This is a genomic window from Vibrio azureus, from assembly GCF_002849855.1.
GTDB lineage: Bacteria > Pseudomonadota > Gammaproteobacteria > Enterobacterales > Vibrionaceae > Vibrio > Vibrio azureus.
This window is the reverse complement of record NZ_CP018617.1, coordinates 349,230-365,969: the sequence shown is the minus strand read 5'-3', so window position 1 is coordinate 365,969 and position 16,740 is coordinate 349,230. Positions and strand designations below refer to the sequence as shown.

Annotated in this window: 12 protein-coding genes; 1 reads left to right on the top strand and 11 read right to left on the bottom strand. The window is 38.7% G+C overall.

The window, feature by feature from the left end; translation table 11 throughout:
- Positions 1–811: 811 nt before the first annotated feature.
- On the top strand, positions 812–1,768 hold the full coding sequence (locus BS333_RS15410) for an AEC family transporter (RefSeq protein ID WP_021708496.1): 957 nt from the start codon (positions 812–814) through the stop codon (positions 1,766–1,768).
- Positions 1,769–1,876: 108 nt separating this feature from the next.
- Here the strand turns inward: BS333_RS15410 and BS333_RS15405 are convergent, their stop codons facing one another.
- The 11 genes from BS333_RS15405 to BS333_RS15355 form a co-directional block, all read right to left on the bottom strand.
- A complete protein-coding gene (locus tag BS333_RS15405) occupies positions 1,877–3,043 on the bottom strand; it encodes a glutathionylspermidine synthase family protein (RefSeq protein ID WP_021708495.1) in 1,167 nt (388 codons plus the stop codon).
- A gap of 18 nt (positions 3,044–3,061) precedes the next feature.
- Positions 3,062–3,856: a DUF1190 domain-containing protein gene (locus BS333_RS15400; RefSeq protein ID WP_021708494.1), complete on the bottom strand. Its 795-nt coding sequence runs from the start codon at positions 3,854–3,856 to the stop codon at positions 3,062–3,064.
- An 11-nt stretch (positions 3,857–3,867) separates the two neighbouring features.
- Positions 3,868–4,278, bottom strand: a complete 411-nt coding sequence (locus tag BS333_RS15395; RefSeq protein ID WP_021708493.1) for a DUF350 domain-containing protein — start codon at positions 4,276–4,278, stop codon at positions 3,868–3,870.
- A 964-nt stretch (positions 4,279–5,242) separates the two neighbouring features.
- Complete coding sequence (locus BS333_RS15390; RefSeq protein ID WP_021710341.1) at positions 5,243–5,680, bottom strand: hypothetical protein; 438 nt, start codon at positions 5,678–5,680, stop codon at positions 5,243–5,245.
- 132 nt (positions 5,681–5,812) lie between these two features.
- A complete protein-coding gene (locus BS333_RS15385) occupies positions 5,813–6,631 on the bottom strand; it encodes a glycoside hydrolase family 19 protein (RefSeq protein ID WP_021710340.1) in 819 nt (272 codons plus the stop codon).
- A 21-nt stretch (positions 6,632–6,652) separates the two neighbouring features.
- Positions 6,653–7,183, bottom strand: coding sequence for an Lcl C-terminal domain-containing protein (locus tag BS333_RS15380; RefSeq protein WP_021710339.1), 531 nt, complete (start codon positions 7,181–7,183; stop codon positions 6,653–6,655).
- Positions 7,184–7,313: 130 nt separating this feature from the next.
- On the bottom strand, positions 7,314–10,466 hold the full coding sequence (locus BS333_RS15375) for an Ig-like domain-containing protein (protein ID WP_021710338.1): 3,153 nt from the start codon (positions 10,464–10,466) through the stop codon (positions 7,314–7,316).
- Positions 10,467–10,553: 87 nt separating this feature from the next.
- Positions 10,554–12,218 carry a S1 family peptidase gene (locus tag BS333_RS15370; protein WP_021710337.1) on the bottom strand — a complete coding sequence of 555 codons (1,665 nt, stop codon included), beginning with the start codon at positions 12,216–12,218 and terminating at the stop codon, positions 10,554–10,556.
- Between the two features lies 1 nt (position 12,219).
- Positions 12,220–13,116, bottom strand: coding sequence for a hypothetical protein (locus BS333_RS15365; protein WP_021710336.1), 897 nt, complete (start codon positions 13,114–13,116; stop codon positions 12,220–12,222).
- Between the two features lie 96 nt (positions 13,117–13,212).
- Positions 13,213–14,136 (bottom strand): hypothetical protein, encoded by a 924-nt coding sequence (locus BS333_RS15360; RefSeq protein WP_021710335.1) that lies wholly within the window; start codon positions 14,134–14,136, stop codon positions 13,213–13,215.
- A gap of 241 nt (positions 14,137–14,377) precedes the next feature.
- Complete coding sequence (locus BS333_RS15355) at positions 14,378–16,690, bottom strand: hypothetical protein (RefSeq protein ID WP_021710334.1); 2,313 nt, start codon at positions 16,688–16,690, stop codon at positions 14,378–14,380.
- Between the last annotated feature and the right edge of the window lie 50 nt (positions 16,691–16,740).

Here is a 16,740-nt window from a genome sequence, read left to right as displayed (position 1 = left end):
CTCTTTTTTAGTTTTCTGACAAAATCAATCTGTATGACAAGTATTTTAAGTGCTCTTCGCAAGCTCCGTCTTATTAAAAAACATTTTTGCCATAGGGCTCTCATTCCTCTAACGTGTCTGCTTTACCTCCCTATAATTTAACTTGACTCGCCAAAAAACTTGAGTAGCGAGGCTTTAAAAGGAATGTGTTTAGACTTTTGATGATGTAATTTTAACGATCAATATTGAAAAAATATTTTTAAAAAGAAATCTAATAACTTCAAAAAGCCAAAGAAAGTCTTTTATTATTATCATAGGTAAAGGTACTTATTTCAGAATAATTATTCTAGAAATAGTGTTTTGTTTATATCCTATTATATTACTGTTCATCACTATCCCCCCACAATTAATAATAAATATACATATACACTAATTGGTTAACTAATGAACTAAAAACTCCGGCTTTCACTCAAAATTTTTGATTTTATGGCTATCCAAAAGGTTAAAAATGTGGCTAAATTACAGTATACCAAGTGACTTCAACATGCTTGATTCTAAGCTATGTCACTGAATAAAAATAATTAAAGACAATATCAAGCCATAGCAACATCATCTCAATTCAGCTGGCATATCTAGGTAAGTTCTAGGCAGTTTTTGGATTATGATGCGCTTGATTCACTGCCTTTATAGCGATTTGCAATGTACAACATTTATATTTCCAAGGTAAAATAATTATTTAATCACACTGCAACCTATGAGAGCTAAAATAGCACCTTAGTATGTAGTGTGTGAGCCTACCTGGGAATATAATCTTCTTTAAACTGGGTGACCTATGGCGACAATCTTAGAGCAATTGCAACTATCTTTATCTATCACTGGACCAATCTGTTTAATGTTACTATTGGGTATTCTGTTTAAACGTGTTGGGCTGATTAACGATAATTTTATTGAAATTGGGGCTAAATTAGTTTTTCAAGTAACATTACCAACCATGCTTTTTTTAAGTATTGTGGCCTCTGAACATAACTTTGTCGCAGCTAAGAGCTTTGTAAGCTACGGAATTATCGCTACTGTATGCTTTTTCATTTTTGCATATATTTCTGTCAAACTATTTTTCAGTTGCTCACCAGAGCAAGGTGTCATCATTCAAGGTGCATTTCGCTCTAATACCGGCATTATTGGCATAGCTTACGTCACTAGTACTTATGGTGCTCAGGGAATTGCCCTTGCCGCTCTTTACATGGCCATCACTATTTTCCTTTATAACATTCAAGCCGTTATTTGTCTCTCTCCGAAAGGTACGACTTCAGGCTCGCAAACCGCTAAAATGATGGCAAGAACTTTGACCAAAAACCCATTGATCATTGCCATTATGGCGGGACTGTTCTGTTACGTATTGTCTATTCCCGTTCCCAGCATCGCAATAGAGGCTGGACACTACTTATCAAAAATGACTCTTCCGCTCGCTCTTTTATGTATTGGTGGCTCTCTTAATCTGAATTCAATGAAGCAGGAAAAAGCACCATCATGGTTTGCTAGCAGTTATAAGCTCATGCTCGCGCCAATCGCCATTACTTCCGGTGCTTATTTTATGGGCTTTAGAGGCGTTGAACTTGGGATACTATTTTTTATGAATGCCTCTCCTGTTGCTTCTGCAAGCTATGTTATGGCCCGTTCAATGGGTGGGAATGCCGTTTTGGCCGCCAACATCATTGCTTTAACAACGGTACTCTCTACCATAACCTGTACTATCGGGATAATGATTTTGAATACACTGGAATTAATTTAAGCTCTTTTGCTTGGAAGATATACCCAAGTAACCTCAAGATACTTGGGTATACCCCCTATCATTCACTTTAAAAATCAAGTCAACAAACACCAGAGTTTGTTGACCTACCTAAGCAATAATATGGGGAATAAAACGAGCAACATCATTGGTAATGCGATTATTGGATTCGCGAAATGAAATACCACTACCGGTTTTGCCAATCATCCAAGAACCGACAACGATGTGTCCATGTTCAAATTCCGCTAATGGTACATATTCCTGACAAATAAACCCTTCATTACCATAGTTTCCAGTCGTGCCCTCTACTGTTTTACCTTCCAGCACAATCTCAATGTTCGAACCTTCGCGAGAATAAATTGGCTTAGTTACCTTATTAATCATTCGCTTTGCTGAGTCTTCAGATGAAAAGTAGCATTCGAGCAAGTTGGGATGCTGAGGGTAAAGTTTCCACATTATGGGTAGAAGCGCTTTCGAACTTAATAACACTTTCCAGATTGGCTCTATAAATCGACAACCACTTTCAGCTAAGTAGTCGCCGTATTCATCAAGTAAAGCAAATTCATAGGGGTACAATGAAAACATATTAAATATCTTGTTGGCATTGTGATCTAAGAATTCATTATCGACAGATAGTTGAATCTGATTAATATCAACCATTTCAGTCTGAAAGCCAACCTCCTCTGCGCATTGGGCTAAGTAAGTGACCGTTCGTCTATCTTCTGACGATGTCTCATCACACGCAAAATGCAATGTCAGTGACTCAAGATTTTTAGCTTCACGCAAATAAGCAAACTGAGCAATAATTCGTTCATCAAGCAAGTTGAATTGATCGACATGACGTGGCAACTTAGCTAAATCAACACACTGCTTCATCCAATCCCAAGCCGCTACGGACAATTCGAATAAAGAAGTCGGAGTCTGAGCGTTATACTCCAACATTTTTGCTTCACTATAACCGTCCCAAGCGAAATCAAACCGACCATACAGATAAGACTTATCCGTTGCCCAAGACTGACGTAACAAACGGTGGTGCTTTTCAGGTAAACCAAATAGATGAAGTAAGTCATGTTCAAATACATGAGCCACAGCCTTAATCGCTAAACCATGCAGCTCTTCGGTCACTTTATCAATGTAATCAACTTGCTCACGACTCACCTGAAAATACCGGTTTTCACACCAATAAGGATGTTTTGAAGACACTTCATAAAAATCAAACCCAAGCTCTAATAAGCGTTCTGCCCAGTTTTTACGAGGTTCAATATCAATTTGAAGCATAGATCTTCCCAATCCCCGTTAACCGCCAAAGCCACCAAAAGAGCGGCCAGATCTTCCAAATCCACCAGATGACTTTGTCGATTTAACTGAGCTGGCTTTGAAAGCATGCGTCTTAGTGGCAGACTTAACTTTCGATTCTAATTTCGATTTTTTCTTTTGCTGGCCATAAAAGTTATTGCTATTAACGCCGCCAATACGTCCAGTACCAGATCTTACTCTGTATTCACTGCAATCTGTTCGTTCAAATTCTGCAAGCTGTTGCTGAGCCTGTTGACATCGAAGGTACTCCGCTTCATTGTCATCAAGTCTAGAGCTTGGCAGGTTTTTTCTATACGAGTCATCAAGCGCAAGATTAAGCCCATCAGCATCTTGGATATCGGATATCCTCCGACCGTCAGCCATAAACGCGACGTTATAGAGGCTGCTTTTATAAGAATCAGAGGTAAAAAATGGATAGCTCTTATCATTGTTTTCATCTTTATGAGTGATAAAACCAGCCATTTTAGGAGACCAAACACCCTCTTTATCTTCAAGACAGTTTTTAGAACCAAAGTCTCGAGAGCACTCAGACTCAAGCATATATTTAAGCGCGGTGCGTTTTGCTTCACGTTCAGCAAACTTGTATGCAGTATAACATTGGCCTGATAGCACCTTATTACACGTCTCCATTTTGGTGAATGCATAATAAGGGGCTTCTGCCGTATCGCATCCACTTAGCATCGCACCGGAGCTCAGGCCCAGAAACATAACGATAGGCTTTCGGTCACCAATCAGGTGTTTTTTAATGTCGACATTGCCCTGTAATTTACTCATTGAAGTCACCCTTAATACGTCATTGAACCAGCATTGAGAAGACCTATTGCGATATACAATGCAGCTGCAATTACCGCAGCACCGACTTCGTTATTTTCGATACGCTGAACGAATTTTGGCATGAATACAAAGCGAACAATTTTAATCGCAATAATTTGAGTCAGTAATGACACGAATGCCCAAGTAGCGAAATCAACATAACTGATTGCATTTTGAAACACACCATTAATCGCAATACTATAACCAATAAGAGAGCCGCCAAGAGCAATAGCTGCTGCTATATTTTTTTCTTCTTTTATTAATTTCCATTCATTATATGGTGTAAAAGCGATCGCGATATATTTAAATATTAACAAGCAGGCAAGTCCTGTGAAAAAATATGCTGCAAAATTTCCCAACGCTGCCAGATCAATGTATTCCATTCGGTTAGTATCCTATTATTATAAATGCGAGAAAGCCAAATATTTCAAAGTACCATGTTCGACAAAACTCCCTAGGTTTCAGACACAACAATGACTCACAGAGATTAATCTGTATTAAGCGCTATTCAAAAGTCTGAGAACCAAGCGAGAAAGACAAGGTAAGTTCAACCCTATTGCATCACACAAAGCACAAGGAAATGAAGACATATTCAACAAAAGTAACATAAGTCATAATAAGTTTGGAATGGATATTTGTCGGTAACCTATGAAATAAGCACAATGGTTATAAAAAAAGTCATTATGTCTATCAATATACCCAAGTAACCTCAAGATACTGTGTTCAGCGAGATGACCTTATCTCTCAGGCGCGGCAACGATTCGAAGATATAGTCGTTCTACATTGAGAATCGTAAACAAAGTCTGAGAGTTAAGGTCGCTCGCCCTTTGGGAGCGTGTCACTGAGCCGACTTCTTGCGTCAGACAACCGTTCTTCTTACAAAAATAAGAAAGAGCCTGCTATTCCCCTTCGTTGTCTTCCTTGAATTCGACTCAGTGACCTCGCTCTGAATCAAGCATCTTGAAGTCACTTGGGTATAATAGATAAATTAAATGAGTAAGTTGATCTAGAGCGATTAAACCATATCCAAGTGATCTTTAGGAACAGAGGCAAATTGGAAGGCTATGGTTACAACAAGATATGACAGACGTGAGAGAGTAGAGAGTAGAGAGTAGAGAGTAAGATTAGTTTGATTGCGTTGACGGCAGAAAAAAAGCGCAGTGCTGGCTGCATACTGCGCGAAAAACAACGAAGAAAACAACGTGGTTTCATAAGGTGATACGTTAAAAGAAGCAACAAGATCAACCTGAAAGTCTTTCTGAATGAAAAACATGTACAGGAGATTTTCTACTGTTTGTTAAACTTCGGAGCTCGCTCTCGTGGAGCTAAATTACTCGAGCTGATGAACTATTTTGTACTCCGAATCGACTGAACTTTTTCTATACCTCGACTTCCAAAGTAAAACGCATATATCGTAATCAGAAGCGTTTTCAGTAAATCTAACCAAGGGGTAATTATATCAATATGTTCTGGAGAAAGAATAAAGATAGTAAGGTAAGCCAATACCATCGTAGAGATGGTCAAAAATGCAACAGAAAGTGGTCGTATATTTTTAGAAAGCCAACTGTCCGATTTCATATCATTTTGATGCCTAGTGCTTACTTCCTCATCTTTCTTTGCTAAAGCATTAAGTTGAGCAACTTTGAATCCATTCAATTCTTTTTCAAGTTCTATTTTAAGTTGACCTTTTTCTTCATCCGAAGTAATTAAACTGTCAATTGCATTGCCTATTGAGTCAACTAAGTGACTGACACCAGAAGATAATGTCGATGAAAATAATGACATGATTTATCCTTAAAAAGTATTCATTTTCTAATTAATACACCCAAGTGACCTCATTCCAAATCAAGTATCTTGAAGTCATTTGGACATTGCACGTACTTCAATACGATTTGGTGATATCGTATTTTTAGTTGATTATGTTTGATTGAGCAGTTTTTTGACTAATAATAACAGCTCTTTACGATGGGCTAACCCGTTTATTCCACCATTGATTCGTCTTGTTACCTTAACAACATCATCATGATCTGCAAATTCGTTGAGCTTATTTTTCTGCCAAAACCAACACGCAGAAGCCACGCAAAGATCAGGATCAGAACTCACAAGATCTGGATTGGCCACAACATCCAGATCTACTGTTTTATTGAAATGAATATAGTTATTTTTACCTGTTAATTGAATTAATCCTCGGCCTCGATATCGCCAACCATCGCCTGAGTTGATAGTGCCATTGCCCATTCTATTCGCGTAAACAAGATTGGCAATCTTCTCAGGTTTCCTTGCGTATCGCACACAATCTTCATCACATTGAAAGTACTTACCGAACACACTCTTTAGCGCTTTAGCACTGTAATTCAGATTTTCACTGGTCGCTTTAAGCATATTACTTTCATGTAATATCTGCGCTAAAAAGTGAGCTACTTGTAATTTACTTTTAATATCATGCTTATCCATGTTTTCATTTAATGCAACAGAAATAACATGGCATTTTTCTCGATTAAAATGAGAGCATAATCGAGAGACAATATCAGTGGTAACATAACCATTATGATTCGTTTTATTTGTACTTACCGTACACAGGTCATCTATACTAGGAAGTGAAATATTTTGCCCCTCTCTAATTAGATTCGGATTTGAAATATTATTAAATTTGGCAACCTTAAGATATAAATTTGAATCACCATATTGTTCATTACAAATCGACATTAATGTTTCACCTGATTTGATTGTATGCATTTATCTCTCCTGTCCAATTATTCAATTATTTCTCACAAGTAATAATTCGTTAGTTCCATCTTTACTACCGGTGGTAATATACCCCCAGTTAAAATATATCACCCACGCTTGGTCGAGCTGGTCAATATTTGTTGATGATGTCCAGTAGTAGCCCCCACCAAATACAGGAAATATATTTCCATTGATAACAGGTACTCTGCATGACATTTCAAGTAAGCTTGTCAGTTCCTTTATATCTGGCACTCTCCAGTCAGAGTAACCAGCAAAACCTTGCGAAATCGTGGACAATAAGGCAGCCTCCCAAGTCAATTTACTTCTTATTCCTTGATCACAATTACGTCCCTCTAAACCTTCACTGCATCGCTTCCACATCAATGATGTTTCGGTATCAATAACTACAGCTTCATTGGGGGTAGGCTCTTCAATTTGAAATCTTTGATCAGGAGCCGTTGGTTCAATATTGCTGTAACATGTTTGAGCCTGTAAATTTATTGAATAGATAATAAAATAAATAAGAAATATCTTATTTATAACAATAAGACTCCTTTTCATATAATAAATCCTTATTAATTATTTTTTGAAACCCGTTATCTCTTCATCCGAGTGATTTTTTATATACCCAATTAACCGCCAAATTTTGCGTTCAGTAAAGCGACTTCTTAAAGCAAAAAACTTGGGTATATTAGTTAGAAACAAGTATTAGATAATTGGCGGTATTTGTTTTAGAACGATATGAACTATGGCCTGTACTAAAACTTATGTACCATGCATCATCTGAATCTGGTAAAAATGAGTTGAATGTCCAATAAATGCCATTATTGATCGTTGGAAAAAATCGATGATCTACTTTTAATCCATTCGTTCCAAAATTGATTAAGCTCGACAGTTCAATGACTGTTGGCAAACGCCAGTTTTCAGCCCCACAAAGTCGGCTTTCGTTCACAAGGGTAACGTAATCTTGGCTATCAAGATGGTTGCTATCAGATTTCGTCCCCTCCTTTCCACCATTTGTCGTTTGGTCATCATTGAACCAGTAGAACTGCCTCTCGCTGCTATGAACACTGCCATCTTGTTTTTTGACTTGCCATCTTAGCCCTGTAACAAGATCCAAGACACAAGACCATTCAGTCACTGTGGTGTCTACATCTTCATTAATTACTTTTCCTTGTGAGTCTAACTTCGCAAAACTGAAACCACCATAGCCATCATGATCATTATAAGTGGAAACATCACGACCATACTCCGCATCTTGCCCAATAAAGCTCTCACCACAATTTATCTGCTGTATATGATCAAAGCATCGAGTTAGGCCTGTATCGTTGACCTCTTTACTGTAAACATACACGCTATAATCCGCATAGGCAGGATTCCAATTCGCTTCTTCTGTTACTGTCCCTGTTACCGTTGCAGTACCAGGTTTTAATAAACTCACTTGCCCACTTGCTTGATCAACCAGCACCACCGATGGGTCTGATGATATATAAGTAATCTCACTCACGGAACCATCAACAAGAACTTCCTGAATAAAACTATCGCCTTTTTTTCCTGCCATAAAAGGCTGAGAAAATGTCGCAATTCTATCCGCTTTGGCTATATCAATCTCAACAGAAACATCATCACTAAAAACGATATCGTGATAGTTATCTCGTCCTGAGATGGTTGCAAGAATCTTTGTTTTTCCCGCACCATTAATGCTCACTTCTCCACTATCTACATTCACTAATGCGACCTCATGATTAAGCGAGAAATACTGAACGATGCCACCTTCACTACTTTTGATAATACTCGGTAGAACAAAGTTTTTATCACCAAACGTTTTTTCAATTTTAGCAATAGGAAAAGACGCCTGATCGACAGCTCTCTTGACCGTCAGTGTCAAGGTTTCTTCCGCTGCCAAAAAGCGCTCATTTTCGTTCACGCTTGCTGAAATGAGTGTCGTGCCAGCACCTTGAATAATTACGCTTCCTTTCTCTGAGTCAACGACTGCTACATCATGATTACTTGACACATATTGTATTGCTCGGTTATCGCCAACTGGCGTAGTCTTTGGCAATGTAAAACTTACATCACCAAACGTCTTCTCTAAGTGCGAATATGGGAAGGGTACGGTACTCGTTTCTTTGTTAATGATTAACGTCAAAGTATCTCGTATCGCTAAGTAGTGCTCATTTTCATTTACGCTCATGGTAATAATTGTCGTACCAGCTCCTTTAAGCGTTACCTTACCAGTCTCAGAATCGACCACTGCTACGCTATGATTACTCGAGTGATATCGAACCGTTCTATCGTCTTCATTGGTCACAATACTTGGTAATACAAAATCAGTATCCCCTACTATTTTTTCTAGTTCAGAAAATGGCAAAGGTTCACGCTTGTTAGCTTTATTAACCTTAAGAATAAAATTGTCTGTCGCTGCAAAATAGCGGTTATCCTCCTCCACACGTGCTGAAATGGTCGTGCTACCCGTCCCTTTAATCATTACCTCTCCCGTAACAGGATCTACAGTCGCAACCTCATGATTACTAGAAAAATATTCAATAGATCTATCATCGCCATCATTGATAATACTGGGCAAGAAAAAGCTTTTTTCTCCGAACGTTTTCTCTAATTGCGAAAATGGAAATGGTATAGGGTTTAGTGCTTTACTCACAACTAAAGTAAAAGCATCCATCGCAGCTAAATAGTCTTCATCTTCACTCACGCTTGCTGATATGGTGGCGGTTCCAGAGCCTATAATAGTTATCATCCCTTCTTTAATAGTTGCGACTTGTTCATTGCTTGATGAATATGTCACAGGTCTACCACTACTTGAATTCGCGGAAGCCAAAAATGGCTGAGAACCATACGTAAACTCTTGATTGATAGTATTAATAAACAATACTTCATCAGGCCGACGTGCTGAAGAACGGTTTATACTTGCTAAGTTTTCAAACAGTGCAGATAACCTAGAAAAATCGATAGGCTCTACCACTCTTTTATTGATTTCTTTACCAATGGAAGGGGATTTTAATGGAATATAAGGGCTTGTTATTAAATCATTCGCCGCTAATAAAACCTTGACTCTTATTTCAGAAAGTAAGGTTCTCATTTCAGCTGTAAGGATAAATTCTTCAGAAAAGCTTTCCTGCTGTGTGAATAGAGATAAATAGGAAATATTTGACGAAATTGCAGCATTAATTAAAGATAATAATACAAACTCTTCATCCATTTTATCGGTAATTTCTTTAACGTTTGGAAGACTTAGATTAAGCATATTCAAGTCTAGATTAGACTCGAACCCAAAAAGCTCAAGCACAATGTCACTCCCAACTTTGCTCAAAGCATCAAATTTCTGTTGATCAAGTGGGTGCCCAAGCTCATTTTCAACAAGGTTAACAACTAACGTGCTTAACCCATTAAGTTGTGTCTCTCTGACGAAACCACCTGTCATATCAGTTTGCGAGTCCTGATACCATGCTGTTTTGAGCGCGACACTTCCTAAGTCTTCATTGAGTATATCTTCATCAAACTTATATGGCTCATTTTGATTTGGCACGTAGCAGAACACTGAATCACACTGCATACTTCCTTTGATGGACAAGTCTGAAATAAGTGTAAATATTGAGCCTTGCCCTAAGGCATATTCTGCTTCGAAAAGACCATTATTATTACTTTCTCCCTGCCATATTAAGACGTTTTTCTCATTGATCACTTTAATATCAGCATTGCGCACCACGCCTTTTAGCAAAGAACCCGAAAGCATCACTTTTAAACTGCCTTGATTCTCTCCCACCTCAAGACAGCCTAAAATAAAACTCAAAGGTATAAAAAAAATGACCCACTTAAAAACTTGCATGGTCATATTACTCCTAGATGAAAACATATTTAATAATCATAAATATACCCAAGTGACCTCAAATGCTTGAGATCATTTGGGTATAAATTAAAGGAAGAATTTATTTGAAAATGTTGTTAAATGGACGCTCACCATGACTTTAAACATTGTCTCAATCTCACCACACACTCTCATTTGATCATGGCTGAGTTGCGGATTTGAACAATCGGTTCCTTGAAAACGTTCTAGTCGTGTAAAAAAGTCTTGATCAAACCGATTTAAAATACCTTGTGCCTGAAACCAAGCTTCTCGGTTTGTTGCCGCTACAAAGTAATTAAGCTCGAATACTTCTTTAAATGGTTCGTTAAAGTCGGAATACGCCGCCCTGAGCACATACCGTTGCGCGCCAAACGATTCTATTTGTGTAAAATCTCCGTATTTTCCATAATCTCCTTCTTGATTAAGATCATCCCAATGATTATTAGCAACAAGATGCAAAAACTTGTCAGGCCCCTCCTGTATATCGAGCTGTTCTTGTGGCGTTAACACCCTCGCATGATACTGAATTTCATACGAGCATGTTCGACAAAACATATCGCCTTGAGTCACTAAATACCCATCTTCAACAATCAATGCAACACCCTTTGGTACAACAATGTTTAGCCCATATCGACCATCCTCATACACATCAAATTCCAAGTTTTGATAGTGAATTTTGTAATCACGAAAAATGACATCAAATAGCTGAAAGATCTTATTCATGTCGCTCGGTATTGCGGAGGATTCAAGCAATGATTGATAGGTTCGGGTTTTAACCTTCATGAAACGAAATTGTTGGTAATCCACCTCGATAGGCTGAGATAAACCAAATTCAAACTCTTGCACTTCGTCGGCATTTGCTGGTGCTATCAGAAAAGATGACAGTAGATTGAATATACTTTTTGCATCTGTATCTCGGGTGGGCGTTAACAAGGATATTTGTTGAGATGCATCAACCCGATCTTGGCTAAACAACGTATTGATTGCCTTCAATGAAGGTGGCAGTTCTACCGGTGTATTCGCTTGAGTCAGTTGTACTAAGTTCGATGCAGGAATAACCCAACTAACGCTAGACGCACCGTTTTCCAAGCCACCATTACCTATACCGATCAACTGACCTTCCGTATTGACAATTGGTGCACCAGAGTAACCCGGTAACAAGCTGCCATCTAGGTAGTAAATTGGTAATGAAACATCTAACAAATTAGCTGCAATAATCTTATTTAGTGCGTCGGGTGGCAATAGCACTTTCAATATTTCAGGTTTAACGAATCCTTTGCGTAACTCTCGTGTACTCATACCGATTGAACCACGATTAAAACCCAGCGCAGACACTTCCTCTTTATACTCTGGCGACGCTTGGTCAAAAGTTTTGAGAGGTATCCAACCTTCAACAGGCTTGTTTACCTCAAGAAGAACCAAATCTGCTTCAGGTAAGAGTGCTTTTATCTGACCTAGACGCTTTTTCTTACCAAATTCCACAATGATTTTGCTTTCTGAATGCCCAGAGAGGACATGTAAAGATGTCACGACTTGGCGGTTATTTTGCCAAAGGAAGCCTGTCGCAGCTCCCGTGACGCCTTGCTTCCCCTTAATTAAGATTCTCACTGTTGATTGACTTAATTTATCGGGGTCAAAGCCTGCGTAAACAAAATTACTACTAAAAAAAGCAAAAAATAACGCCAAGCTAACCAGCCAAGAGTAACGCTTATTTTCCAATAAGAAAACGATCATCTTAGAATCCACACAATGTATTTTTTACCATTTTTAGCGAATGAAGTTTTAGGTCTTCATGGAGTGATGAAGTATCAATTGAGGAAGCGACGGTATGCCAATCTTGGTCTAAGCTAGACATAGTAGAAAAAATAGACTCATAATCCTTGCTGTTCATCACTTCTGGTGTGAGTGAATCACACTCTTGCTCTTCGACCTGTTCGACCTGACAGACCGCATGTTTTGTTGTAAGAAGTAACCCTTTTTTATCTTGAAGCGAAGTTTGCTCTGTAACGTGATCAACGAGATCCTCCCAGACACCTCCTGTAAGCTCAAAGTTATTTACAACTTCATCAAGCGGAAGAGAGTTGTCCGTATATTCCAGTTCATCACAGCCATTTAGCTCAACAGGAGAGCTAAATAAAACACTTGCATGCTGAGCAGTTGCAATAGATTGTGCAAATTGAATTGGTGCTGTTGAACTTTGGTTATTCTGTTTTGCTTCTCCTTCTAACTGCTGAATCAATTGTGGAGTATTTACTGACGAATCTGAACCCGATACCGTGCCGCCAAACTCTTTGATGACAATAAAATGTAGAGCTTCTTCCTCACTAAATCCAACCGCCAAATACTGCTGTTTTAAATCCATCATAGAAGGGGATAAGATATTATTCGCTCTAACGAACATTCCAATGATGATGCCAAGCACGCACGCAAAACCAAATGAACCAATTCTCACCGATTTTGTATCATTGAAATATTTGTCATTTAAACCAAGCATTGCTGCAAGTAACGTAGCAAGCACCGCTAAGGTTTTTGCTGCAATAGGTGCGATGCTTGACCCCATTACAATACCAAATAATAAGCCAATACCCGCCCCTCCATACAATGCGAGTTTAATACTGGTATTTCTGGGCATGATCGTCCCCCTATTTAATAATGAGTAATTCTGTGGTTATTTGGTTATACCCAAATGACCTCAAGGTGCTTGGGTATATACCCAAGAGACTAGATATTATTTAATCAATAAATTTGGCATTTTATAGCGACGTTGACGACGCTTCGATTTCTTGGTGCCAAACTGATGTTCTAGTTTTAAGGTGAAAATATTACTGTTCGAATGACCGCCAAACCACATTCGTTCAGCTCGCAAACTCATGATATTGTTCCCCCACATCCGATAACCTAGCTCAGTCGCCAACGAGGTGATGTACCTCGCATCCCAATACCGATTGAGGTCATAATTAGGGTAGTAAGACAAACGCCCAGTCATGTCGGTATACCAATCAAAGTTCCACTGGTAGCTATAACCTGCGATAATATTGTGAAAACTGTTTCCAATGTTCCCCTCTTCTAAGCTGTCTACCTTTATCTGCCGATGACTAAATATATAATCAAAGCGAAGGTGAGAATCATCAAAACGAAACTTCTTTGATAGCATCAAACCTCCGCCATATTCTTGGTCATAATATCTATTATCATCTCCCTGGTTTTTATAGAAGTCACCGCCATAGTAGGCATCAAAGCCTACAGTGTATCCTTGCTTTAAATCTCGCTCGGCAAAGATTTCTATCAAGGTTTTGTTACGTTGATATTGAACACTTTGCGCTTGTGGTGCATAGATATCACCGACAAGTTCAAAACGACTTGCTGTGACATCTAAATGCACCGAAGTTTGATCAAATACATTACCTCCAACGGTAAACGACAGTAGCGTAGCATCGTAATCAGCTTTGAACAGTTCACGTTCAAATGCACTATTTTCAGACAGGCGAGAAATATCTACATCGCGTTTTTCTTGAGAGAGAGAAATAAAGTAGCTGAGTTTAGTATGCCAAGGCTTATTATAAGTTTGGTTCATCAGCATAATTGCCTCGGCATCCACAGTCATACTAAAAAACAGTAGGCTCCACAGCGATGAGCTTAACTTGATGCTCATAAAGACGATTCCTTGTCTAACAATATACCCAAGTGACTTCCAGATACTTGAATATAGGTGGGGTATATCTTTTGAGATTTAAACTTTTTCTATATATACCCAAGTGAATTCAAGATGCTTGATTCGGAGCGAGGACACTTGGGTATAAAGTCAGCTCGAAAGATCAACAGGTTCCAGCAACTAAAAGGAAAAGAGCCACATTGCACAAAAATGGCTCTCTCACCCGAACCATTAGCAACAATTACCTCTCAAATTCATGCTCATCACAATCATCTTTCATCGGTCCCACCTTTCGCCATGCATCAGATTTCTTACAATTTGATTTCGGAGACTGACCAATTGTCCACCAGTTGGCCACATATTCTATGCCAGCCTCAACCACTCGATCTCCCTTGGTATAAACTGAGCCTGAATTCCAATGTGGCAGTTGTCTACCGCAATGTTCAAGTACATCAAATTTGATCTCACGTGAAATTTCATTAGCGGTTAATGTAATGACCTCTTCAACTTGATCATCTGGCGCTCTGTAATGGATGACATCTCCTTCAATACTGATCTCTCCATGCAAAGCAGACACACTGTAACCAACGGTAAAATCGTAAGCTGTCAGTCTCATTGTAACCATTTGACGTTTAATAACTTTGGAGACTGAGACGGACACTGAAAGCAATTGCAATTGCTGCATAGCTTTTACTGAGTCAATGCTCTCTTGAAGTAAATTGATTCGATCAACATAATCACGGTTGAACTGATCCTGAGAGGCTTTATTTTCCGCAATTAAGGCCGTAACCTCATCAAATCGAGTAGTAACTTTTTCTTGGTATTCTTTGAGTTTACTATTAAGAACACTGATTCGTTCTCCAAGCTCTTGCAGGCCTTGATGATTTTCTTCGTGCTGATTTTTCGATAGAACAGCATTTGTAATGATGTCTGATTGTGCTGCCACCACATCAGATTCAACCTTAGTGATGATGTCCTTCACAGCTTCAAGCCTGCCTTTTTCAACAGACATCTCGGTAACCACATCATCAACCGTTGTAGTCATTTGTATCAGTGAATCTTCCAGTTCAGATTTTGTCTGCTCGAACTTTTCCAAAACTTGTTTAGATGACTCAACGACCTGACCAAGCTGCATGTTAACTTCTAAATGCTGTTCATTAAAATGAATAACACTTCTGTCGATTTCATCTTTGAGCAACGATACTTCATCGTCCACTTTCTGAACCAGTTCAACTTTATTCTGGTCAAGTTTCTGGTTTTGTTGAATATGTTGCTGACGGTTCCTTTCCTCGACGGCTTCAGCTTTCTTCTCATTTGCAGTAATGAGCAGAGATTGTTCATTAGCCTGAACAGTCAAGGCATCGATAGAGTGGGCTAAAGTACTTTGATTATTGTCTATGAGACGTTCTAAGTGTTTGTCATTCGTGTCTAGCTCTAATCTGTGATTCGCGATCGTTTGTGCCAGTTGAGCGTCTTTTTCATCAAGTTCACATCGCTGTGCAACCAGCTCTTGACCAGCTTGAGTAATATGACTCTCGAGATATTCTCGATGTTCATCCAAACGGTTAGCAAATTGCGTATCTTGGCTCTCTAACTCTTGCTTTGCAGTGGAAAGGATCTGACCCAATTCATCATTTTTGGCTAGAAGCTGTGATTCAGCTGCAACGAGCTGTGCCTTGAGTTCGTCATCTTTTGTGTTTAACTGCAGTGTTGCCTCTGAGAGACGTTGGGCTAGCTCTTCATCTTTCTGATCTAATGCGACTCTAGTTGCAGTAACGGTATTTTTAATTTCTTCGTCAACACGATTTAAATCATTACCTTGTTTTTCGATGAGTTGAAGTAATTCATTATCTCTCTGATTGCTTAAGTTTTTTAACCCGTAGAACTTTGAAAGTACATTGAGTTCGATCCCATCAATCTTTTTGTTATTTTGTACGAGATAATCTCGCATATCTCTAATGTACGGGTTGCCACTTGACTGATTAAGAATAGCTATCTTTTTCGTTACCCGGCCTTGCGTATGATCTTCTTGTTGGTTGGCCTTTATTTGATGATAAGAAAAGAATAACTCAGCAGCGCCCTCATGCTGGCTAGTATTTATCCCCATAGCTGAACGGTACTCAAAATCAAAATTCAGCGTCATTTGAGTCGCTAAAGAGATGGGCTTACTTGACACAAAGTAAATCGACCACATATCCGTTTCTGTATTGATTCTCGGTTCACTAATATGCCAGTTATCCACTTCAGAAAATTTGGGGAAATAGTCTGATTCCAAAAATACGCCAGATCGAAATTTCAGCTCAAAATGATGATATTCTTCACTTGCTGGAAATTCTGACATATCAGTAAAGTTAATATCATTACTGGTCATGTTCTTGATGGTTAAACGTTGCTTTAATGTTTTTGTTCCTACACCATCTGTAACGATAAGTTGATTGAAATAAATACTATCGTTATTAATTGGGTCAACAATGTTCACATCGAATAAGCGATTGTCAAATAAGTCGGAAGCGAACTCTTGATTAATTACAGATGTGTCTATGGTGTCTGTCATGGTAGTCCCTTTGAATGTTAAACAGGTAGTGCGAAAGAAAATCGCTAGCA